The organism is Arthrobacter sp. B6, assembly GCF_001663775.1.
In the GTDB taxonomy this organism is placed as follows: Bacteria; Actinomycetota; Actinomycetes; order Actinomycetales; family Micrococcaceae; genus Arthrobacter.
The window spans coordinates 1971322-1990738 of sequence record NZ_KV467168.1; the positions used below are offsets into that span (position 1 = coordinate 1971322).

The 19417-nt window shown below is 66.0% G+C and carries 22 protein-coding genes; 8 read left to right on the top strand and 14 right to left on the bottom strand.

Features of this window, described 5'->3' with window-relative positions; translation table 11 throughout:
* Positions 1 to 63: 63 nt before the first annotated feature.
* The gene (locus AU175_RS08615; RefSeq protein WP_066287490.1) at positions 64 to 741 is read right to left on the bottom strand and encodes an O-methyltransferase; all 678 of its coding nucleotides are present in this window, start codon (positions 739 to 741) and stop codon (positions 64 to 66) included.
* Between the two features lie 101 nt (positions 742 to 842).
* On the bottom strand, positions 843 to 1166 hold the full coding sequence (locus AU175_RS08620; protein ID WP_066287493.1) for a thiamine-binding protein: 324 nt from the start codon (positions 1164 to 1166) through the stop codon (positions 843 to 845).
* Positions 1167 to 1285: 119 nt separating this feature from the next.
* Here AU175_RS08620 and AU175_RS08625 point away from each other — a divergent pair, with 119 nt between their 5' ends.
* Together AU175_RS08625 and AU175_RS08630 are read left to right on the top strand one after the other, a co-directional pair.
* Positions 1286 to 1951, top strand: coding sequence for a TetR/AcrR family transcriptional regulator (locus tag AU175_RS08625; protein ID WP_066287496.1), 666 nt, complete (start codon positions 1286 to 1288; stop codon positions 1949 to 1951).
* Positions 1952 to 2087: 136 nt separating this feature from the next.
* Positions 2088 to 2312 (top strand): hypothetical protein, encoded by a 225-nt coding sequence (locus AU175_RS08630; RefSeq protein WP_066287498.1) that lies wholly within the window; start codon positions 2088 to 2090, stop codon positions 2310 to 2312.
* A gap of 78 nt (positions 2313 to 2390) precedes the next feature.
* Here the strand turns inward: AU175_RS08630 and AU175_RS08635 are convergent, their stop codons facing one another.
* The 6 genes from AU175_RS08635 to AU175_RS08660 all read right to left on the bottom strand — a co-directional run bounded on the left by AU175_RS08635 (position 2391) and on the right by AU175_RS08660 (position 5614).
* Positions 2391 to 2657 carry a hypothetical protein gene (locus AU175_RS08635; RefSeq protein WP_066287502.1) on the bottom strand — a complete coding sequence of 89 codons (267 nt, stop codon included), beginning with the start codon at positions 2655 to 2657 and terminating at the stop codon, positions 2391 to 2393.
* Positions 2658 to 2729: 72 nt separating this feature from the next.
* Positions 2730 to 2906, bottom strand: a complete 177-nt coding sequence (locus AU175_RS08640) for a hypothetical protein (protein ID WP_231938498.1) — start codon at positions 2904 to 2906, stop codon at positions 2730 to 2732.
* A gap of 188 nt (positions 2907 to 3094) precedes the next feature.
* Positions 3095 to 3406, bottom strand: a complete 312-nt coding sequence (locus AU175_RS08645; RefSeq protein ID WP_066287509.1) for an AzlD domain-containing protein — start codon at positions 3404 to 3406, stop codon at positions 3095 to 3097.
* The gene (locus AU175_RS08650; protein WP_066287516.1) at positions 3403 to 4185 is read right to left on the bottom strand and encodes an AzlC family ABC transporter permease; all 783 of its coding nucleotides are present in this window, start codon (positions 4183 to 4185) and stop codon (positions 3403 to 3405) included. The genes AU175_RS08645 and AU175_RS08650 overlap by 4 nt, the downstream gene beginning before the upstream one ends.
* Positions 4182 to 4667 (bottom strand): DoxX family protein, encoded by a 486-nt coding sequence (locus AU175_RS08655; RefSeq protein WP_066287518.1) that lies wholly within the window; start codon positions 4665 to 4667, stop codon positions 4182 to 4184. Before AU175_RS08655 ends, AU175_RS08650 begins: the two co-directional genes overlap by 4 nt.
* Before the next feature lie 71 nt (positions 4668 to 4738).
* Positions 4739 to 5614, bottom strand: a complete 876-nt coding sequence (locus AU175_RS08660) for a glycerophosphodiester phosphodiesterase (protein WP_066287521.1) — start codon at positions 5612 to 5614, stop codon at positions 4739 to 4741.
* Between the two features lie 50 nt (positions 5615 to 5664).
* Between AU175_RS08660 and AU175_RS08665 the strand changes: the two genes are divergently transcribed.
* Together AU175_RS08665 and AU175_RS08670 are read left to right on the top strand one after the other, a co-directional pair.
* Entirely contained in the window at positions 5665 to 7002 is a 1338-nt protein-coding gene (locus tag AU175_RS08665; RefSeq protein WP_066287524.1) for a DUF445 domain-containing protein, read from the top strand.
* Between the two features lie 237 nt (positions 7003 to 7239).
* A complete protein-coding gene (locus AU175_RS08670) occupies positions 7240 to 8823 on the top strand; it encodes an HNH endonuclease signature motif containing protein (RefSeq protein WP_066287527.1) in 1584 nt (527 codons plus the stop codon).
* Here AU175_RS08670 and AU175_RS08675 read toward each other — a convergent pair whose 3' ends face one another.
* From AU175_RS08675 to AU175_RS08685, 3 genes are all read right to left on the bottom strand, one after another.
* Entirely contained in the window at positions 8824 to 9573 is a 750-nt protein-coding gene (locus AU175_RS08675) for a LamB/YcsF family protein (RefSeq protein ID WP_066287530.1), read from the bottom strand.
* Complete coding sequence (locus AU175_RS08680) at positions 9557 to 10369, bottom strand: hypothetical protein (RefSeq protein ID WP_066290818.1); 813 nt, start codon at positions 10367 to 10369, stop codon at positions 9557 to 9559. The genes AU175_RS08675 and AU175_RS08680 overlap by 17 nt, the downstream gene beginning before the upstream one ends.
* An 88-nt stretch (positions 10370 to 10457) precedes the next feature.
* Complete coding sequence (locus AU175_RS08685; RefSeq protein WP_066287532.1) at positions 10458 to 11021, bottom strand: hypothetical protein; 564 nt, start codon at positions 11019 to 11021, stop codon at positions 10458 to 10460.
* Positions 11022 to 11062: 41 nt separating this feature from the next.
* Here AU175_RS08685 and AU175_RS08690 point away from each other — a divergent pair, with 41 nt between their 5' ends.
* The gene (locus AU175_RS08690) at positions 11063 to 12406 is read left to right on the top strand and encodes an MFS transporter (RefSeq protein ID WP_066287534.1); all 1344 of its coding nucleotides are present in this window, start codon (positions 11063 to 11065) and stop codon (positions 12404 to 12406) included.
* 75 nt (positions 12407 to 12481) lie between these two features.
* Here AU175_RS08690 and AU175_RS08695 read toward each other — a convergent pair whose 3' ends face one another.
* The 3 genes from AU175_RS08695 to AU175_RS08705 form a co-directional block, all read right to left on the bottom strand.
* On the bottom strand, positions 12482 to 14824 hold the full coding sequence (locus AU175_RS08695) for a glycoside hydrolase family 65 protein (protein ID WP_066287538.1): 2343 nt from the start codon (positions 14822 to 14824) through the stop codon (positions 12482 to 12484).
* A 193-nt stretch (positions 14825 to 15017) separates the two neighbouring features.
* On the bottom strand, positions 15018 to 15749 hold the full coding sequence (locus AU175_RS08700; RefSeq protein WP_066287540.1) for an HAD family hydrolase: 732 nt from the start codon (positions 15747 to 15749) through the stop codon (positions 15018 to 15020).
* Positions 15750 to 16202: 453 nt separating this feature from the next.
* Positions 16203 to 16820: an alpha/beta hydrolase gene (locus tag AU175_RS08705; RefSeq protein WP_066287542.1), complete on the bottom strand. Its 618-nt coding sequence runs from the start codon at positions 16818 to 16820 to the stop codon at positions 16203 to 16205.
* A gap of 213 nt (positions 16821 to 17033) precedes the next feature.
* On the opposite strand from AU175_RS08705, the gene AU175_RS08710 reads away from it, so the two are divergent.
* From AU175_RS08710 to AU175_RS08720, 3 genes are all read left to right on the top strand, one after another.
* Positions 17034 to 17291 carry a DUF6458 family protein gene (locus AU175_RS08710; protein ID WP_066287543.1) on the top strand — a complete coding sequence of 86 codons (258 nt, stop codon included), beginning with the start codon at positions 17034 to 17036 and terminating at the stop codon, positions 17289 to 17291.
* A gap of 290 nt (positions 17292 to 17581) precedes the next feature.
* Complete coding sequence (locus AU175_RS08715) at positions 17582 to 18385, top strand: DeoR/GlpR family DNA-binding transcription regulator (protein ID WP_066287546.1); 804 nt, start codon at positions 17582 to 17584, stop codon at positions 18383 to 18385.
* The gene (locus tag AU175_RS08720; protein WP_066287549.1) at positions 18382 to 19416 is read left to right on the top strand and encodes a 1-phosphofructokinase family hexose kinase; all 1035 of its coding nucleotides are present in this window, start codon (positions 18382 to 18384) and stop codon (positions 19414 to 19416) included. The genes AU175_RS08715 and AU175_RS08720 overlap by 4 nt, the downstream gene beginning before the upstream one ends.
* The last annotated feature ends 1 nt before the right edge of the window (position 19417 follow it).

Consider the following 19417-nt stretch of genomic DNA (forward strand, 5'->3'; position numbering starts at 1 on the left):
GGACGGGAACTTGTTCTAAGCATACTTAGCAGTTTCCTGAGGGCGCAGTTCAGCCCCCCGCGGTCAGCGGATCACGGCAAGGGCGAACCCGTCCCACCCCTTCGAGCCGACTGTCTGGATCACCGTGGCGTCAAGCTTCGGGTGGCTCCCCAGCAGTTCCAGCGCGCCGATGATCCCCGGCGCGTTCACCGGGTCCAGGGAAGGCTCCAGCACGGCCCCTTCCCATACGGCATTGTCCAGGATCACGGTGGCGCCCGGGCGGCCCAGCCGGACTGCCCAGTCGAGGTACCTGGAGTCGTTCTCCTTGTCCGCATCAATGAAGACAAAATCGAACGGCTCGTGGCCTTCTGCCTCCAATGCGGCCAGCGAATCGAGCGCGGCACCGATCCGGATGTCCACTTTGTGGCCCACTCCGGCGGCGTCCAGGTTGGACCTGGCCACGTCCGCATGTTTGGGAAGATATTCGCACGTGACCAGCCGGCCGTCGTCGGGAAGCCCCTGGGCCATCCAGATAGTGCTGAAGCCCGCCAGTGTGCCGATCTCCAACACCCGCCGCGCCCCGGACATTTGGACAAGAAGCTTGAGCAGCTTCCCGGCGTTGGGCGCCACTTCGATCGGCGGCATGCCGGCGTCGACGGCGGATTGCACCGCCCGCTGCAGCGATCCGTTGGGATGGACCACTGCCTCGGTCAGGTATTCCTCCACTGCGATCCAGCCGGGTTGGGGCTTGTGCTCAAACATGGCCACAGTCTGGCATGGGGGCAGGCGTGGGTCCAGACATAACCGCCCGGCCATTGGTGTGCTGCCAAGGAGACTCCCTGAGCTGACGGGCACTAACGCTGTTAGTCGTCGGCTGCGAGGGCGCTTTCCAGCCGATCCACTTTGGCGGTCAGCTCACCGGTGTAGCCGGGCCGGATGTCCGCCTTGATGACCAGGGAGACCCGGCTGCCGAACTGGCCCACCGCCTCGGTGGCCTTCTTCACCACGTCGAAAACCTCATCCCATTCGCCCTCGATGGTGGTGAACATGGAATCCGTCCGGTTGGGCAGCCCCGACTCCCGAACGATTTTCACGGCGGCGGCGACGGCGTCGTGCACTGACGCATCGGTGGGGCGGGCACCGCTGCTGGGCGTGCCGGACGGGGCAACAGAAAATGCAAGCAACATACAGCCAGTGTGCCACGGCGGAAGTGATGGAAACTGGCCCGCGCCGCCCGCGAACGTCACAAATCCGCCTACCCTCCAGTAACGGTGATCACCCCCGGCAGCGTTGCTAACCTGATCGCATGAGCATCGCAGTCGCCCGCAAACCACTCCGCGCAGACGCCGCGCGCAACGTGGACAAGATCATCACAGCGGCCCGGCAATGCTTCCAGGAATTTGGCCCGGAAGTGCCGCTGCAGACCATTGCCGCCACGGCCGGTGTCGGACCTGCAACCCTCTTCCGCAACTTCGCGGACAAGGAGGAACTGGTCCTGGCGGCCCTCAATCGGCAGCTAAGGCTGACGGTGGATCCGGTCATCGACGACGCCCTGGCGGACATCGACGCGGCCGCGGGCCTGTTCCGGGTCATCGAAGCGATCATGGCTGCAGCCAGCACGGACGCGAACCTGCTCGGCGCCGTGGCAGGGCGCCGGCAGCTCCTCACCGGGATCACCGGATCCCTGATCGATTCCATCGGGATCCTGCTGGGACGAGGCCAAGGGCAGGGCACGCTCCGCCCTGACATCTCCATGACTGACATCTTCCGGCTGCTCGCCATGTTGATCGGCGTCGTGGACACGATGGAGCCGGGTTCGGACGCCTGGCGCCGACCAGTGGCGCTCATTGAGGACGCCATCCGCGCGGAGCGGCCGCACCGGCCACTTCCGGCACACGTCCCGCTGCCCGCAGCCCAACTGCCGTCCAGCCAGCTGCCTGGCGAGTACGTCACGGGCCGCCCATTCAGCTAGGCGCTGCTCGAGCCATTGTGGCCATCCATTCGTTGGAATAGACTCAAGTGGGGTTACGCAGCCAGCCTCTGAAGTCCCAGATGGAGCGACCCATGAACAGATTCCTGCGTATCCGACCCGACGAAATCACGCCGCGATGAACGGGCCACAGCTGTCCCATTTCATCAACGACCCCCGCGGGCCGGAAGAAGTACTCCCGAACCTTCCGGCCGAAGAACTGGCCAATCTGCTGGACGCGCTGTTCCAAAACCTTGATACGGAAACTCCGGAATTCGGCGCCCAGGTCTGGTATGAACTCGCCGTTGAAGAAAGCGGCCGACGGGCAGGCTCGGTCGGTGACGCTGCCCACGGGGTAGCCTGACCGCACATGCAGGCCCGCGGGACTGAGCCTGGCGGGTCTAAGCGGACGGCGCAGGCAAGGCGTCAGTTCCCGATTCTTCTAGCTGGCGTCGTCGTCCGGTTTGGCGTCGTCGTCCGGGGAAGAACCCGGGTGAGTATCGGAATGGGGCGTATGTTCTTTGGCTTCAAGCAGGTGCTGCTGAAGCTTTTCTTCGGCCTCCCGCCGGCGCCGCGACTGGTCGCGAAGTTCCCGGGTGGACTCTGAGCCGCCGGACTCATAATAGGCGGGACGCACCTTGGCGTGGCTGCTGGTGGTCGTGGCGTCGGCGCCATCATCCTGGGCCGTTTCATGCGGCTGTTCATTCATGATGTTCCTCCTTCCGGCCGCCTGACTGGACGGCGGCCCTCTTCAGTGGACCATACATCAGTCCCGAAAAGGTCAATCGTTAAGCGCTGCATCCCGGTTACGCAGTTCATGACGTACCGCTGCATGGAGGGCCGAGACGTCGGGCTCATGCCCCAGGTCCAGCGCCAGGGTGATGCGCTCTGAGAGCAACTCCAAGTCCGACGCGGGGACGTCTGACAGCGACCTGAAGCGGGAGAAGAACCTTTTCACAGGTAATCCCGCGCGTCGTTTGGGGGATGCCAATTTTTCTTGCGCCCCGGGTCTGTTGCCGGCTGTGTGCAGGGGGTTTTCCATGGTTTCCGCTCCAAAGATAGGTCCATGGCCAGCTGCATAGCCACCCCCATAATACCGCCGCCGTATTCCGCGTCACAGAGGCCCACTGCTTCGAAAGGCGCCTGTCAGTTCCATCCGATGAGCCGAAGGACCGCGGCGGTTCCGGCACCGGCCAGTACCACCACCAGGAACGGGGCCCTCAAAACAAGCGCGACGGCGGCCGCAGCAAGGGCTCCCAGCCTGGCATCTGCCGCCAGGGACTGGCCGGACGCCACCGCATTCACCACCGTCAGCGAAGCAAGCAGGCCGATGGTCATGGTGCCTGCCACGCGGGACATGCGCGGGTTTTTGAGGAGCCTCGCCGGAACAAAATAGCCCGCCAGTTTCCACGCATACGCAAGGGCGCACGCCAGCAGCAACCAGATCCAGAGGCTCATGCGCCCGCCTTCGTAGGACCGGCGGAGCCGTGGTGTCCGTGGGAGCCGTGGTGTCCGTGCGAGCCGTGGTGGTGCTCGGCGTAGGGGTCAACGTCGGGTTCCAGGCCCTCGTCGCTGCGGCCGTGGCTGAACCAGCCGATCACGGCGGCCACCAAGGCAGCGATCAGGATGGGCACCCCAGCTGGCACGAAGGGCACCGCAAGCACCGTAGCCAGGGCGCAGGCGACGGCGATGGCCACCGGCTCCCGGCCCTTCAGCCGAGGCCACAGGAGAGCCAGGAAGGCTGCAACGGCGGCCCCGTCCAGCCCCCATTGCTTCGGATCGCCCAGCCCCGCCCCGGCGAGGGCTCCCACGGCGGTGAAGAGATTCCACAGCACGTAGATGCCGATTCCTGCAGCCCAGAAGCCGCGCAGCTGTTCGTCCGGATCTGTCTGGCCTGTGCTGGTTGCGGTCGACTCGTCGATGGTGAGCTGCGCTGCCACGTACTTGCGCCAGCCCGTGGGGTGGAGGAGTGCGTTAAGCTGCATGCCGTAGATGCCGTTACGCATGCCCAGGAGGGTAGCTGCACTCATGGCCGCGACGCCGGATCCCCCGCCGGCAACCACTCCGATAAACGCGAACTGCGACCCGCCGCTGAACAGCAGGAGGCTCAGCGCCATGGTCTGCCAAAAGTCCAGTCCCGAGGTCACAGATAACGCGCCGAAGGAAACCCCGTAAAGTCCGGTGGCGATGCTGATGGAGAGTCCCACGCGGACTGCCGGGGAAGTCAGGAGTTTCATGCACTCCGCCGCCGGCCAGCGTTCCGGACACTCCACGCCCACAAAATAAGCGGCACCTGCAGGGGCAAACGGACGGTGTGGACCTTGCGCTGGGCCGGCGAACCACTCGGACCATACGCACGGCGGACTGCCTCCACGTGTCCAGCCAGGAACACGCCAAGGAGAACGGCAACACCGGTGGCCGTGGCGCGGCGCGCCGCGGGGATAAGAAGTCCGACGGCGGCACCGGCCTCCACAAGGCCGCTCAGCGCGATCCACTCCTCCCGGGTCATCACCGCCAGGGGCCGCTTTCCGCCTGCTGCGCCAGCAGAGCCCTGCCCGTCAAGGCGGCAAAGGTAGCCCGGGACCACCTGGCGGTAGAAACCGGGGTCCCGGAAATGCTTCACGGCGCTGGACAGCAGCAGCGCGCTCAGGGCTGCCGCAGAGAGGCTCTGGGTGGCTGCGCCGGACCAATGAACGGCGCCGGGCCAGTAAAAAGGCATGGTTCCACTCAACCACAGCCACGCGGGCCCGTTCGGCCGGGTCCGCGGCGGAACCGGCCGTGGCGGTCAGCCTAAAGCTGGGACAGCACCCGGGCGGGCATGTTCGTGGTGATCTCGTGAATGCCAAGGCCCTGGCAGAGCGCCACGTCCCGCTCGGAATCCACAGTCCACACCCGGAAGCGGCGGCCCGAGTCCAGCCAGCGCTGCACAGTCCGGGCATGGTGGCGAACATAATCAATGCCCGGCCCGGCCAGCCTCACTTCGCAGTCATCGAGGATACGTTCGCCTTCCAGCTGGGCTGCCTTCATGACGTTGGCGATAGCCCCGCCGGTGAGTGGACCCAGGCCCAGCCCCTCGCGGATTTCGTTGACGTCTATTTCGTCAACCAACTGGCAGATGAACTCCGCGGGCACCGTGCGGAGCAGGTGCTTCACCGAATCCGGGCTGAAGCTCATGAAGGTCACCCGGACGTTGTCCACCGTTGAAGTCCGGGGGTCCCAGCCTTCACTGCGGAGCACGCCCAGGACGCGGTCCTCCAGTTTGAGCTGGTAGGGGCTGGGGTGCTTCAGCTCAATGGCCAGCCCCACGGGCCGTCCGGCGGTGCGGAGGAGGCCAAGGAGCTCAGCGAGCGTGAGGAACTGCGCCGACCGGGCTCCGTATTCCTCAGGGATCCGAACGCCTTTCCAGGACGAGAAGTCCAACTGCCTCAACTCCCGGAGCGTACGCTCTGCAACCGGGCCCGTGCCGTCCGAGGTGCGGTCCAGGTTCGCATCGTGAAGCAGGACAACGTGCTGGTCCCTGGTGAGGTGGACGTCGCACTCAACGCCGTCGGCGCCGTCGGCCAGTGCCTGGAGGTAGGCGGCCCGCGTGTGTTCAGCAAAGGCGGCGCTGGCGCCCCGGTGGGCAAAGACCAGGGGCCGGTGGGGTGCAGACTCGTCGATGGTCATGCAGACACGGTAGCGGACCGGAGGATCGTATGCGGGACTAGGCTTGGCACATGCAGGTGAACTCTGAGCCAATTACCCGGCAGGACCCCGCCCGGCCCGACGAGCCCGCCCAAAGGGGCGCCGCCGTCGTCGGCCATAAACTGAGTGCCGGTGACGCCGAAAAGGCGGCAGCGCTGCGGAAAATGAAGTTGTTGGCACTGGGCCTGCTCATCGCCATGGCGGTCATTTTTGTGTTCGCGTTCGCGTTCCAAAAAGAATATCCGTGGCTGCAGTACGTCCGGGCGGCCGCGGAGGGCGGCATGGTGGGCGCACTGGCTGACTGGTTCGCCGTCACTGCGCTGTTCAAGTACCCGATGGGGATCAAGATTCCGCACACCGCCATCATTCCGCGGCGGAAGGACCAGATCGGGGCATCGCTGGGCGAGTTCGTGGAGACCAATTTCCTGTCCGAGCAGGTGGTGCAGGACAAGCTGGCCAGCATGAACATCGCCCGCAAGGCAGGCGAATGGCTGTCCGGTCCCGGCGGCGCCGAACGGGTGGCGAAGGAGGGTGCTGCCGTCATCCGCGGCGCCTTCAAGGTGTTGAACGACGACGACGTCCAGGCAGTTATTGAAGGAATGGTGCGCAAGCATCTGCTGGCTCCGCCGTGGGGACCTCCCGTGGGCAGGATGGCCGAGCGGATTTTCGCCGAAGGCCACCACCACCAGCTGGTGGATCTGCTGGTGGACCGCGCCGCCGACTGGGTGGACGATAACCACGAAACCGTTACCCGCCTGGTCTCGGACCGTTCCCCCACCTGGGTTCCGCAGTTTGTTGACGGGCTCGTTGGCGACAAGGTCTACGTGGAGATCCTCAAGTTCACCCGCGCCGTGCAGTCCGACCCCAACCACCAGGTGCGGCAGTCGATCGACAAGTACCTTAACGACCTTGCGCAGGACCTCCAGCACGATCCTGTGATGATCGCGCGCGCGGAGGACATCAAGGCCCAGGTCCTCGGAGATCCGGAGGTCCGCGAACTGGCTTCCCGAACCTGGGGCACCGTGAAGAACGCCCTGCTCACCGCGGTGGACGATCCTGACAGCGAGCTGACTGTGAAGTTCAAGGCGGCAGTCCGGGACTTTGGCTCACGCCTTGTCAACGACGCCGAACTTGCCGGCAAGGTCAACGCCTGGATCGGCGACGCGGCGGGTTACCTGGTGCGGACATACCGCTCGGACATCGCCGGAGTGATCACCGATACCGTGGCCCGCTGGGATGCCGAGGAGACGTCGCAAAAGATCGAACTCCAGGTGGGCAAGGATCTGCAGTTCATTCGGATCAACGGAACGGTGGTGGGCTCACTGGCCGGGCTGGCCATCTTCAGCGCGGCGCACCTGGTCTTCGGCTGACCGGCCCCCCCACAGAGCGCGAACGTACACTTGAGGCCCCTACCGGCAGCCACGAGCAGCGCGAACGTACACTTGAGGCCCCTACCGGCAGCCACGAGCAGCGCGAACGTACACTTGAGGCCCCTGCTGACGCGGCTGGGAGCTTTGTGGGGAGTGCTTTAGGGAAGGTGTCCGCGGGTTATCCACATAGGCCTTTTGCTTCGCGGGTTTTGTCGTGCCTCGCTGGATGATGGGGGTATGGACAGCGAAGCACGAGTGGATTCCCTGGAGGCCATGTTGGCTTCCACGGCTGCGCTTGCGGTGCTGGTGGACCGCAGCGAGGGCCGCCCTGAATCCACCGGTCTTAACCCGCTTCGTGATCAGGCAGAGGCGTGCCTGGACGGGCTTGAAGAGACGGCCCGGCTGGAGGCCATGCTGGCCGCCAGGAAAGTGCGCTTCGCCGCCGGGTTTGCCGCGAAGTCCCAAGCCCTGGCCGCCCCGGCGACGGACCCGGGCCAGCACACCGCCCAGGAGATGGCCGTCGTCTCGGAGATCGCGTGTGCGCTGACGGTCAGTGAACGCTCGGCGTCGGCCCTGCTGGCCCAGTCCCACGAACTCACCACGGCCCTGCCGCTGACTTTGGCCGCGTTGGAGGCCGGGAACCTGTCGTGGCAGCACGCCCGGATCATGGTCGACGAAACAACCAGCCTCGACCCCACAGCCGCCGCAACAATGGAAGCCCACTTCTTGGACCCCGATGCAGCGGACCTGGCCCAGCAGTGCCCGGCCGGTGAACTCTTCCCGGCCAGGTTCCGGCACAAGGCCCGCACCTGGCGGGAACGCCACCACCCCGTCAGCATCGAACAACGCCACGCCAGAAGCGTCCTGGACCGGCGGCTGGAATACGCCCCGGACCGGGACGGCATGGCCTGGATCTCCGCCTACCTGCCCGCGGACCAGGCCGCCGCGATCTGGAACCGCATCACCGCCACCGCCCGTACCCTCCAAGGCCCCCGTGAGGGCCGGACCATGACCCATCTGCGCGCCGACATCGCCGCGGCCTTCCTACTCAGCGCCGGCTTCACTACGAGCACTCCGATGGACGGCAGCACAGAAGCTACCGCCGGGAGCCCCAGCGCCGATGACGGCGTGACTGGTCCCGCCCCAGCCACGAACCGGATCGATGGTGGCCGTGTGCCATCTCCGGCGGCGCAGGTCCTGGTCACAGTCCCCGTGTTCGGGCTGATGGGCCTCACCGACGAACCCGCCCTGCTCGATGGATACGGGCCCATCCCGGCATCCATGGCCCGCAACCTCGTGGCCGAAGGGGCATCCTCCTTCCACCGGGTCCTCGTGGATCCCAGGGACGGGGCGCCGCTGGAGATCGGACGGGACAGCTACCGGGTGACCAAAGCCCAACGCAGATGGCTGCGGCTGCGGGACGGCAAATGCCCCTTCCCCGGCTGCAGCAATCAGAGTTTGGACAACGAGGCAGATCACCTCCTCGCGTGGGCCGACGGCGGGACCACCGGCATCTCGAATCTCGGCCAGCCATGTCCCAAACACCACAAACTCAAACACACCAGCGGATGGACACCCGGACCCGCCACCAAAGACCAACCACCCAGCTGGACCTCACCCACCGGCCGCCACTACACAAGCGAACACCAAGACTGGGAACCACCACACTGGCCACCACAGATCCTTGGCCTGCTAGCGGGACCAAAACCCAGCCCAGCCATGACCGGAGACGACCAGCCCGACGAGTTCGGAATTTCATTGCCTGAAGATCCATGGCCTGAGGAGCAGCTCTCCAATGTAGCTGGGTCCGAAGCACCCTAATTAGGCGAAGGACTCCAGCTGCACACCGGCGGCTTCAAGGCCCGCACGGACTCCGGCAGCCATCTCCACAGCGCCCGGTGTGTCGCCATGAATGCAGAGCGAGTCGGGCCTGACCTGAACCACCGTCCCGTCCACAGCCACTACCTCGCCTTTGACGGCAAGGCGCACTGCACGCTCAACAATCGAATCGACGTCATGCAGGACGGCACCTTCGTGCGAGCGCGGCACCAGCGTGCCGTCCGCCTGGTAGGCGCGGTCCACAAAGGCCTCCACGAAAACGGGGTGACCGGCCTCCTTGGCCTGGACCAGCAGCTGCGAGCCCGGCAGTCCGAGGATGGGCAGGCCTGGATCGTAGGCCTGAATGGCGGCAACCACGGCTGAGGCCTGCTCTTCATCGTGGACAAGGCGGTTGTAGAGGGCGCCGTGCGGCTTCACGTAATCCACCGAAGCCCCGACAGCATGCGCAACGCCGTCCAGGGCGCCCAGCTGGTACAGGACATCGCCGAAAAGCTCGTCAAAGGACATGTCCAGGGAGCGCCGGCCGAAGCCTGCCAGGTCGCGGTACCCCACATGCGCACCGACGGTCACATCAAGTTCGAAGGCGGCGCGGCAGCTGTCCAGCATCGTGACGGGGTCGCCTGCGTGGAAGCCGCAGGCGACGTTGGCGCTGGTGACCAGCCGGAACATCGCGGCGTCGTCCCCCATGTTCCAGGAGCCGAATGATTCGCCAAGGTCAGCGTTGAGGTCCAAGGTTGTTGCCTTCCAGAGTGAGGTTGTCCGGGCCCGCCTCTGTGGCTTTGAGCTCCCCTGGAATCGTATCCGGCATCGGTCCGAAAGCCTCCTTTGCGTTGGCCACCACGGCCCGCCCCATCATCAGGTTCCCCGCACCACCCACCACGGCGCCTATGCCGAAGGGCAGCGCCCGGCCGAACAACGCCGTGCCCTGGCGTTTCAGGAGGCTCTTCAGGAACGCTTTCTGGATCCTGCTCCGGACGGAACCGAAGCCGGACCCGGGGATGGATTTCGAGAGCGCATTGCCCCACGCCTTAGTGGGGCTGGCACCCCTGCCCGCCGCCTGGCCACTCAGGGTACCCAGCAGGGCCGTCCCCTCTTCGCCCAGCATGATGGCCATGACCATAGTGCTGGCCTTCTCCGGGTTTGTAAGGCGGATACCGTGAAGTTCCGCGAGGGACGTTGCATACAGCGCGGTCGCCTCAAGGAAACCCACGGTGGCGGCAGCGGAGAGCCCAAGGGAGGCGACGGTCCCGACGCCGGGCACCACGGCCGTGGCACCCACGATCGCGCCACCACCGGTGACCGCCGCGAGGTAGTCCCGTTCGATCCTCACGGCGAGCTGCGCCGCGGACGCGTGTGGTTGTTTGCGCTGCACTCTGCGAATGTAGGCCAGCACCAGTGGGCGCTGGATCTCCACCGCCCGGAGCAGCACGTTGTGCACCCCGGGCTTCGGCTTTCCTTCGGCGTCGAACACCGCGTTGTGGGCGGTTTCCTGTGCGATCCGCATAGCGGGATTGCTGCGCTTGGCCATGGTCACCTCTGCTTTCGCTCGCGGCAGCCTTCGCTGCCGTACCTAATACTAAGGTTGCTTAACACTAGGCCAACCCCCGTGGGTCCCCCTACATCACCCAGGATTCGGCAACGGCCATATAGCCGGACGACGACGGTCCCCGCGGTCCCGGGTAAACGCTCGCCATGCCGGGCCACTCCACTCCGAATTCGGCGAGCCGTCCGCTGCTGCACGGCAGATAGACGTTGCTGAGCGCCGCGGAATTGGGTCCGAGCTGGAAGTCGGGCTGGGCAAAGTGCCGTCGGTCCAGGATCCCCGCGAGCTCCAGCTCAGCCTTGCGGCCGGCGGCGCGAAATCCGTGCTCAAGGTTCAGTTCGACGTCGAACTCGTCCTGGGTGTGCGAAATCCCGTTCAGCGGGAACCGGGCCGCCTCCGGGAAGTATCGGGTCAGTTCGGCGGCGAGCCTGGCGGCAAAGTACTCGTTGCTTCCGTAGCTCCGCCAGCCCTGCAGGGTTGCAACGATCAGGGCGTTGCCCGTTCCCCACCGAGACCATTCAGCCATCCAGAAGGAGGCGAAACAACTGGCCGCCTCGCCCGGAATCTGTTCGCCGTTGGCGTCCACGGGATGCAGCGCCAGGCCGTGATTGGCGCCCACGAAGGCCAGGCTCTTCATTCCGGTACCCCCAAATTTTCCCCAAAGCCTAGACTTACCCTATGCCCACCCCCAAAGCCCTGCGGCCGTTTGCGCACCGTGAGTACAGGGTCCTTATCGCCGCTCTTGCCATCTCCATTTTCGGATCCGGAATGTGGGCTGTTGCGATGGTTTACCAGGTCATCCATCTGGGCGGTGGCCCGCTGGAGCTCTCCCTGGTGGCAACTGCCGGCAGCGTGGGCCTGGTGGCATTTGTACTGGCCGGCGGCATCGCAGCTGACCGGTTCCCGCAGCGCCTCCTGATCATCGCGGTTGAAGGCGCCAACCTTGCCGTCATCGCGGGCATCAGCGGCCTCTCCATGGCCGGTTGGCTGGAGCTCTGGCATCTCGCCGTCGGCGCCTTTGTCCTTGGTGTCGGCGCAGCATTCTTCTTTCCCGCCTACTCCGCCATCCTGCCGCGGATCCTGCCCCCGGAGGACCTCCTGGCGGCCAACGGCATGGAAGGGACCATGCGTCCCACCCTCCAGCAGGCGGCCGGGCCCGCGGTCGCCGGCATCCTGGTGGCCGCGCTCTCGCCTACCCATGCGGTCACCGGCGTCGCCGTCTGCCACGTGATGGCGTTCATCATCCTGAATTTCCTGGGCCGGCACGCGCTGGAGGCCCCCGCCAACGGCTCTGAGGCCAGGGGATCACAGGCCAGCAACTCGCAGCACAGCGGCGTGGCCGGCACACGGCGGGCCAAGTCTTCCTTTTTCCATGACCTCCGCGAAGGGGTCAGCTACACGGTGCGCACGCCGTGGCTGCTCTGGACCCTGCTCTGGGCCTGCATTTCCGTGCTTTTCCTGATCGGCCCCATCGAAGTGCTGCTCCCGTTTGTGGTCCGCGACCAGCTGGGCGGCGACTCCCGCATGTTCGGTTTCCTGCTCGCCATCATGGGCGTCGGCGGGGCTGCGGGGTCGCTGGTGACCGCATCGCTGAGGCTGCCCCGGCGGTATCTCACGGTCATGATGGCATCCTGGGGTGTCGGCTCCCTGCCGCTGGCCGCCGTCGGAATCATGGACAGTTTCTGGGCGCTGGCCGCGGCACTGTTCGTCTTCGGTGCCACCGGCAGCGTGGGCATGGTCATTTGGGGAACGTTGCTCCAGCGGCGCGTCCCGCCTCATCTGTTGGGCAGGGTCTCCAGCCTTGATTTCTTTGTGTCCCTGGCCCTGATGCCGGTCTCCATGGCCCTGGCCGGACCCGCCGCGGAGGTGCTGCCCATCTGGCTGATCTTCCTGGTGACCGGCGCCGTCTGCCCCATCGTGGCAGTGATCGCGTCCATCGTGGCAAAGATGCCCCAGGATGAGTTGACCCACCCCTTGGACAGGGCTCCGGAGATGGAACGCGCGACGGCGGCAGGAGACTGACGCGCCCGGCGTCAGCACTCCTCCCGCCACCTGCTGAGGCCCGGACAGGGCCGCAGCACTGCGGGCCGGCGGGAGTTAGGCCAGGGCGCGCACCACGGGGATGCTGGCCGTCGGCAACCCGCTGGGGAAGACCGTGGGCTCGGGGACCTGGACGGGCGCCAGCGCCACGCGGACCGCTTCCGCACCCACCCTGAACAACTCGCCCCTGACGTCCACGTCGAGCGGCTCCCCCTCGGACACGGTGAGGGTGAGGGAACCGGCGTCGAGCTCCACCTGCAGCAGCCGGCCCTGGACCTTGAGGTGGAAGGCCAGGCTTTCCCATTCAGAGGGCAGACGCGGATCGAAGAACGGTGCGGGCCCTTGGTCGCGGAGGCCTGCGAAGCCGCAGACCAGCGAGCTCCACACCCCGCCGGTGGAGGCGATGTGGACGCCGTCGATCGTGTTGCCGTGAGTGTCATCCAGGTCGATGAACAAGGCGTTGGTGAAGTGCTCCAGCGCCGCCTTGGGGTAGCCCACTTCTGCGGCCATGATGCCCTGGACGCACGCCGACAGGGTGGAATCGCCGGTAGTGATGGGATCGTAGAAATCGAAAGCCCGGCGCTTCTCCTCCGCGCTGAAGTCCTGCCACTGCAGGAACATCGCCAGGACGGTGTCAGCCTGCTTGAGCACCTGGTGGCGGTAGATCACCAGCGGGTGGAAGTGCAGCAGCAGCGGGTATTTGGACCGGGGCGTGGTCCAGTCCCAGGGCTCAAGGGTCATGAAGTCGTTGTCCTGGGAATACACCTGCATCCGGTCATCGAACGGAAGCTGCATCCGGTCGGCGGCGGCCGACCACAGCTGGCGTTCGTCGTCGCTGATCTCAGCATGGGCCAGGGCGGCTGCGGCACGGAGGTTAAAGCGGGCCATCACGTTGGTGTACAGGTTGTCGTTGACCACGGCGGTGTACTCGTCCGGACCGGTGACCCCGTGGATGTGGAACAGTCCGTCCTTGCCGAAGAAGCCCAGGGAGATCCACATGCGGGCCGTCTCAATCAGCAGTTCGGCACCCATGCCGTCGCGGAACTGGGCGTCGCCACTGGCCCAGACGTACCGGTTGGTGGCAAACGCGATGGCCGCCGCGATGTGGAACTGCGCGGTGCCTGCGGCGTAGTAAGCGCTCGCCTCCAGCCCGTTGATGGTGCGCCACGGGAACAGTGCGCCGTCCACGCTCAGCTCCTTGGCGCGGATCCTGGCGATGGGAAGCATCTCGTGCCGGAACTCCAGGACCCGGCGGGCGCCCTCCGGGTTGGTGTAGGTCAGGTAGGGCAGGAGGTAGACCTCCTGGTCCCAGAAGTAGTGCCCCTCGTACCCGGAGCCGCTGACTCCCTTGGCCGGGATGCCCGCGACGTCGGCACGCGCTGTTGCCTGTGCCAGCTGGAACAGGTTCCAGCGGATGGCCTGCTGAAGCTCCGGCTGGCCTCCCACCATGATGTCCGACGTGGCCCAGTAGCCGCGGTAGTGCTCGCGGCTTTCCGCGAAGATCTCCTCCACGGAGCGCAGCCCCTCTTCGGCCGCCTCCGCCGCGTCGCAGCCGGAGTCCTGGACGCCCGGCCCCGCTGCGTAACTGATGCTCTTCTCAAGGCGGAACGGCTCACCGGCACCGACGGCCAGGACGTACCGGACGCTGCTGTCGTCCTGGTCCACCAGGGTGTCGAACGGCTGGTGGCCGGCGGAGGTCCAGTGGTCAACGGCGATCCCGACACGCTGCTTGGATTCCGCAGCCTCCCACGACAGGCGGAGCGACCCGTCGCCGCCGTCGAGCCGCAACGGCAGCAGGACGCGGCCGGCGTGGCGGCCGGCCCGCCGCGGGTCGTGTTCCGAGTGGTCCTCCACAGGCTGGTCCTGCCGGTTGATGACGGAGGACGTGACGTCGACGGATACGTCCCGGTCCGCTGATACCTCCAGGGAGATGCCCAGGCTGCCGCGGGACTCGAAGCCCACGGCCCGGCGTTCGGTGGTGGTGACCGTGGCGCCTGAGCGGCACAGCCACGTGATGCGGCATTCGTAGACACCCGTGGAGAAGTCCACCGAGCGGCGGTACTCCTGCACCGCGGACTCGGCGAGGCTGAGCATCTCGCCGTCGATGATCACCGTGAAGTTGTTGGCATCGGGGATGTAGATGATCCGCTGCCCGGTCCGGGCGAAGCCGAAGGCGTTCTCCGCATGCTTGATGTCCCAGATTTCGTGCAGCCCGTTGATGAAGCTGCCCGGCAGGTCGGCGTCAGCAGCTGCCCAATGGGCGCCGCGGATGCCGAGATGCCCGTTGCCCAGCGCGAAAAGGGTCTCCAGGGTGCCCGCATTGCCCGGCTCGTGGCGAGTCTCCACAAGCTGCCAGGGGGTGTTGGGGAACCGTTCGCGGTCCGCGGTGATTAGAGCCATGGTGTTGGGGTCCTTTTGGCGTTGTGCTGTGCAGCCGGGCTCATCCGGCTTGGGGCGCTGTGTGCATGCCCGGGGCGGGCACGCTACGTGGTGTCTGGTTGGGCGGCTCGTCCTGGGGGGCGGGGACGCCGCGGATAGGGGTTGCAGGCTGTCGGGGAACAGCCTGGGCTGAGTACTATCAGGGTTCAGCGGGCTAGAGGAGTTCCTCCAGGTCGCCCACCACCATGGTGGCCCCGGCGTCCAAAAGGGTCTGCCGGCCTGCGCCGCGGTCCACACCGATCACGGAGTGGAACGAGCCGGCGTGGCCCGCCTGCACCCCGGACACGGCGTCCTCCACCACGACGCATTCCTCGCTGGGAAGTTCCAACAGCCGGGCGGCGTAGTCGTAGGTGGCGGGGCTGGGCTTGCCGGGCAGTCCCTCCGCGGCGGCCACCACGCCGTCCACCACCACAGGGAAGCGGTCGCTCAGGCCGGCCGCTTTGAGTACCGCCGGTGCGTTCCGGGAGGAGGAGACGACGGCGACCTTCAGTCCCTGCGCGAGCGCGGCTTCGACAAAACGCACCGAACCCTCGAACGGCTCCACGCCGGCACTGACAATGTCGTTGAAGATCCGGTTCTTGCGGTTGCCGAGTCCCTGAACTGTGGTGTGTGCGGGATCGTCGTCCGTGGGCCCCTCGGAGAGCACGATGCCCCGGGATGCCAGGAAGTCCCGGACGCCGTCGAACCGCGGCTTGCCGTCGATGTGGTCGAAGTAGTCGCTCTCCCGGTAGCCGGGTACCTGCGGCTGGGACGCCAGGTAGCCTTCGAAGAGTTCCTGCCAGGCCTGTTCGTGGACAGTCGCCGTGGGGGTCAGCACCCCGTCCAGGTCAAAGAGAATGGCGGAGGCGCCGGTCCAGCTCTTGGTTTGGGTCAGTAGATCAGTCATGCGCGGTGCGGTGTCCTTTCAGACGGCGGGCAGGCCCGGCGGGCGCGTTGCCTGGAAGCCGGTGCGTGGAGAGGGGGCGGCGACGATGTCCGCTGTGATCAGCAAGCGCGGCGCGGTGGCGTGGGCGGGAATGCCACGGCTGCCCGGCGGGGCGCTGGTGAATACCTTCTTACATCATGGGCGTCCCGCCGTCCCCTGACAAACCGGCGGGCTACCCGAAGCGCAGGCCGACAATTGGCGGGCAGCTGCCCTTTGCATGCAGGTACGTTGAACAGGTGCATGCCGCAGATCTCCTTACCCCCCAGTTCCAGGGCCGGTAGACTCGGCCGAAGTTGAGTGTAAGCGCTTACAAATTTAGCGCGCAACTGTTTTTTCTCCGCGCCCGAGTGTGACGCGATTCTCAGCCCCAGGCAGGCTCACCGGAGCATGGACCACCCGGAAACGTTCACGGCATCATCGAAGGACGTAGTGGCGCAGGAAGGCGCTGACATCCACCATCTCTGCCTTGCACATGGCATGGCCCATGCCGGGGTAGGTCCTGGCCGTGAGCCGGGTATTGGCGTTCAGCCATTCCTCGGTGTGGGCGATGGCGTCGTCGTTAATCACGAGGTCCGCCTTGTCCCTCCCCCAGAAGAACGGCGGCGGGGTCTCGAAGGAGTCGGTCAGCGCCAGGAGCTCATTGTCCAACACAAAGCCGGACAGCCCCACCACGGCTTCATAGCTCTTGGGATGGAGCCGGAGCAGGGTACTGGCCATGGCCATGCCCTGCGAATACCCCATCAGGCTCACACTGCGGTGCGGGGCCCTGACCGAGTTGATCCAGTCATGGACCGTGCCGGTGGTGCTGATGACGTCGGCAAAGTCGTTGGCGAGGAAGTAGTCCAGGAGGAACCACCCGTAGTGGTCTCCGATAATCATGGGCGCCCGCAGGGCCGCACAAGTGAATTCTGACGGCAGATAGTCAAACAGCCGCACCATCCGGGATTCGTCGGTACCGTAGCCGTGCATCATCACCAGCAGGGGGGAGCCTGCCCGTTCATTTTCGGGCTTCGACCACACAACTGTTTCCATCGGATCAGCCTAACCAGCAGGTGGACGCAGTGGCGCGGTGGCGTTCGGTTACGATTGCGCCGCACCCTGGCCGGGTCGTTGAATCAGCCCTGACAGCGCTGTAGCCTGACGCTAGACAGACAGCATGCTTAGCAAACAGGCTTGACAAACATAAACGCGTCCGACAGATCCAAAAGTACCGCCCACAAAACCGCGGACAATAAGGAGCAAGTCATGAGAATCGGTTCCTCCATCTTCCTCATCGCCATCGGCGCCATCCTCGCCTGGGCAGTCGCCCCGGGCCTGATCCCGGCCGTCGACCAGGTGCTGATCGGGTACATCCTGATGGCGGTGGGCGTCATTGGCCTCATCGCATCGCTGATCCTGGCCTCGCCCGGACGCAGCCGGAGGGTCAGCGAAACCCGCTCGGTGGTTGACCCCAACACCGGAGAGCGCATCACCCGCAATGAAAGCCGCGACGGCAACCTGTAACCGCCGGACGGAAAGCACCCCATCATGAACCCAACAAGCCGGGTCGGACCACAACGGTCCGGCCCGGCTTTCGTTTCCCTGCACGCTCGCCCCTCCTGATGAGTTTTTGTCCAGATCCGGCGACTTCCGGGCCGCTCAGCTCACCCGAAGTGGACAAAAACTCCTCACCCTTTGTTTCGTGTGGGTTTCCATTGACAAACCAACACAAACAAAGATAAAGTCAAGTAACTCAACATCATGTGATGCCAGTCACTCGATAATCCCGCAGGACTTTACGCAACGGAGGGTATGTGTTCGCCGAGGAGCGCCAGCAGAAGATTGCCGAGCTTGTTGCCGGCAGCGGCCGGGTCAGTGTGACCCTGCTGGCTGAGCGCTTCCGCATCACCACCGAAACCGTCCGGCGCGACCTCGCCACCCTGGAAACTGCCGGGACCGTCCGCCGGGTCCACGGCGGTGCCGTAGCGGCCGACCGGTTCAGCACCACCGAAGAAAGCATCAACGCGCGGGCAATCCAGCGCCCCGACCAGAAGAGGCGGATTGCCGAAGCTGCCATGGCGCTGGTTCCCCAAACCTCCTCCGGGAGCATCCTGATCGACGCCGGTTCCACCACCGAAGTCCTGGCCGACCTCCTCTCCCGGCGCACCGCCGTCGAGTCTTCCGCCGCCGATGCGGACGCAGACCTCGTGGTGATAACCCACGCGGTGCCCATCGCCGCCAGGCTCTCCAGCACACCCGGAATCGCATTGCAGATCCTGGGCGGGCGGGTGCGTGGCCTTACCCAGGCCGCGGTGGGGCAGGCAACAGTGGATGCTGCCCACCGGCTCCGCCCGGACGTCGCCTTCATCGGCACCAACGGCATCCACCCCAGCTTTGGCCTCAGCACTCCCGATCCCGAAGAAGCCGCCGTCAAGGCAGCCTTCGTCCATTCGGCCCGTCGCATCGTTGTGCTGGCCGATTCCTCCAAGCTGGATACAGAAACCCTGGTCCAGTTCGCCTCCCTGAAAGATCTGGATACCTTGATTACAGACAGCGAGCCCGGCCCGGAACTGGCAGCAGCCCTGACAGAGGCCGGCGTTGACGTGGTGGTCGCATGATTGTCACCTTCACGGCCAACCCCAGCCTGGACCGCACGGTGGCCCTGCCCGGCCCCCTGGAACGCGGCGAAGTTCAGCGTGCCGTCTCGGTCAGCCAGGAGTCCGGCGGCAAGGGCGTCAACGTGTCCCGGGCGCTGGTCGCCTCAGGCCTGCAGACTGTCGCGGTACTTCCCGGCGGCGACAGCGATCCCGTCCTTGCTGGCCTGCACCACGACGGCGTTCCGTTCGCAGCCCTGCCCATCGAAGAGCCGCTGCGCACCAACGTGGCCCTCACCGAACCCGGCGGCGTGACCACCAAGATCAACGAGCCCGGGCCGATGCTGAGCGCAGAGGAACAGGAAGCCCTGATCGTGCTGCTCCTGGAGCGCGCCCGCGGCGCAAGCTGGGTGGTCCTGGCAGGTTCCCTCCCGCCGGGTTTCCCGGCCGACTTCTACGCCACCGTTACCCGGAGGCTGCGTGCAGGCAATGGTGCCGCAGCCGAGGGCGGCGCACAGCAGGCTGCACCGCTCATCGCCGTCGACTCCTCCGGCGGGCCGCTGGCGGCCGCCGTCTCCGGCCCTTCGCCGGACGGCACGATGCAGAACAGTGTGTCCGGGAAACCGGACCTCCTCAAACCCAACGCCGAGGAACTGGCGGAACTGGCTGCAGCAGCCGGCTTCGCCACGGCGTCAACCGCAGACGAACTTGAAGCGGATCCGGCGGCTGCCGCAGCAGCCGCCGCCGCCGTCGTGCGTTCCGGTGTGGGTGCTGTGCTGGCAACTCTCGGATCCAAGGGAGCTGTCCTGGTAACGGCCGACGGCGCGTGGCTGGCCACGCATCCGCCGGTCGCCGCGGTCAGTACGGTCGGCGCGGGCGATTCGTCGCTGGCTGGCTATCTGCTCGCCCACGGCCAGGGCGCCGCCCCGGCCGATTGCCTCCGTCAGGCGGTGGCACACGGTGCCGCCGCCGCCTCCCTGCCGGGTTCCACTGTCCCGGCAGTCCACCAAACCACCCCGGATGCCGTAACCATCACGGCCCTTCGAAAGGATTGAC

Coding starts and splice junctions, on each gene's coding strand:
- AU175_RS08635 (WP_066287502.1), bottom strand. CDS start 2,657: ATGAATGAACAGCCGCATGAAACGGCCCAGGATGATGGCGCCGACGCC.
- AU175_RS08630 (WP_066287498.1), top strand. CDS start 2,088: ATGAACGGGCCACAGCTGTCCCATTTCATCAACGACCCCCGCGGGCCG.
- AU175_RS08660 (WP_066287521.1), bottom strand. CDS start 5,614: ATGACCATCGACGAGTCTGCACCCCACCGGCCCCTGGTCTTTGCCCAC.
- AU175_RS08615 (WP_066287490.1), bottom strand. CDS start 741: ATGTTTGAGCACAAGCCCCAACCCGGCTGGATCGCAGTGGAGGAATAC.
- AU175_RS08700 (WP_066287540.1), bottom strand. CDS start 15,749: ATGACTGATCTACTGACCCAAACCAAGAGCTGGACCGGCGCCTCCGCC.
- AU175_RS08650 (WP_066287516.1), bottom strand. CDS start 4,185: ATGAAACTCCTGACTTCCCCGGCAGTCCGCGTGGGACTCTCCATCAGC.
- AU175_RS08680 (WP_066290818.1), bottom strand. CDS start 10,369: ATGGCCAAGCGCAGCAATCCCGCTATGCGGATCGCACAGGAAACCGCC.
- AU175_RS08625 (WP_066287496.1), top strand. CDS start 1,286: ATGAGCATCGCAGTCGCCCGCAAACCACTCCGCGCAGACGCCGCGCGC.
- AU175_RS08685 (WP_066287532.1), bottom strand. CDS start 11,021: ATGAAGAGCCTGGCCTTCGTGGGCGCCAATCACGGCCTGGCGCTGCAT.
- AU175_RS08705 (WP_066287542.1), bottom strand. CDS start 16,820: ATGGAAACAGTTGTGTGGTCGAAGCCCGAAAATGAACGGGCAGGCTCC.
- AU175_RS08645 (WP_066287509.1), bottom strand. CDS start 3,406: ATGAGCCTCTGGATCTGGTTGCTGCTGGCGTGCGCCCTTGCGTATGCG.
- AU175_RS08655 (WP_066287518.1), bottom strand. CDS start 4,667: ATGCCTTTTTACTGGCCCGGCGCCGTTCATTGGTCCGGCGCAGCCACC.
- AU175_RS08695 (WP_066287538.1), bottom strand. CDS start 14,824: ATGGCTCTAATCACCGCGGACCGCGAACGGTTCCCCAACACCCCCTGG.
- AU175_RS08670 (WP_066287527.1), top strand. CDS start 7,240: ATGGACAGCGAAGCACGAGTGGATTCCCTGGAGGCCATGTTGGCTTCC.
- AU175_RS08665 (WP_066287524.1), top strand. CDS start 5,665: ATGCAGGTGAACTCTGAGCCAATTACCCGGCAGGACCCCGCCCGGCCC.
- AU175_RS08690 (WP_066287534.1), top strand. CDS start 11,063: ATGCCCACCCCCAAAGCCCTGCGGCCGTTTGCGCACCGTGAGTACAGG.
- AU175_RS08710 (WP_066287543.1), top strand. CDS start 17,034: ATGAGAATCGGTTCCTCCATCTTCCTCATCGCCATCGGCGCCATCCTC.
- AU175_RS08720 (WP_066287549.1), top strand. CDS start 18,382: ATGATTGTCACCTTCACGGCCAACCCCAGCCTGGACCGCACGGTGGCC.
- AU175_RS08620 (WP_066287493.1), bottom strand. CDS start 1,166: ATGTTGCTTGCATTTTCTGTTGCCCCGTCCGGCACGCCCAGCAGCGGT.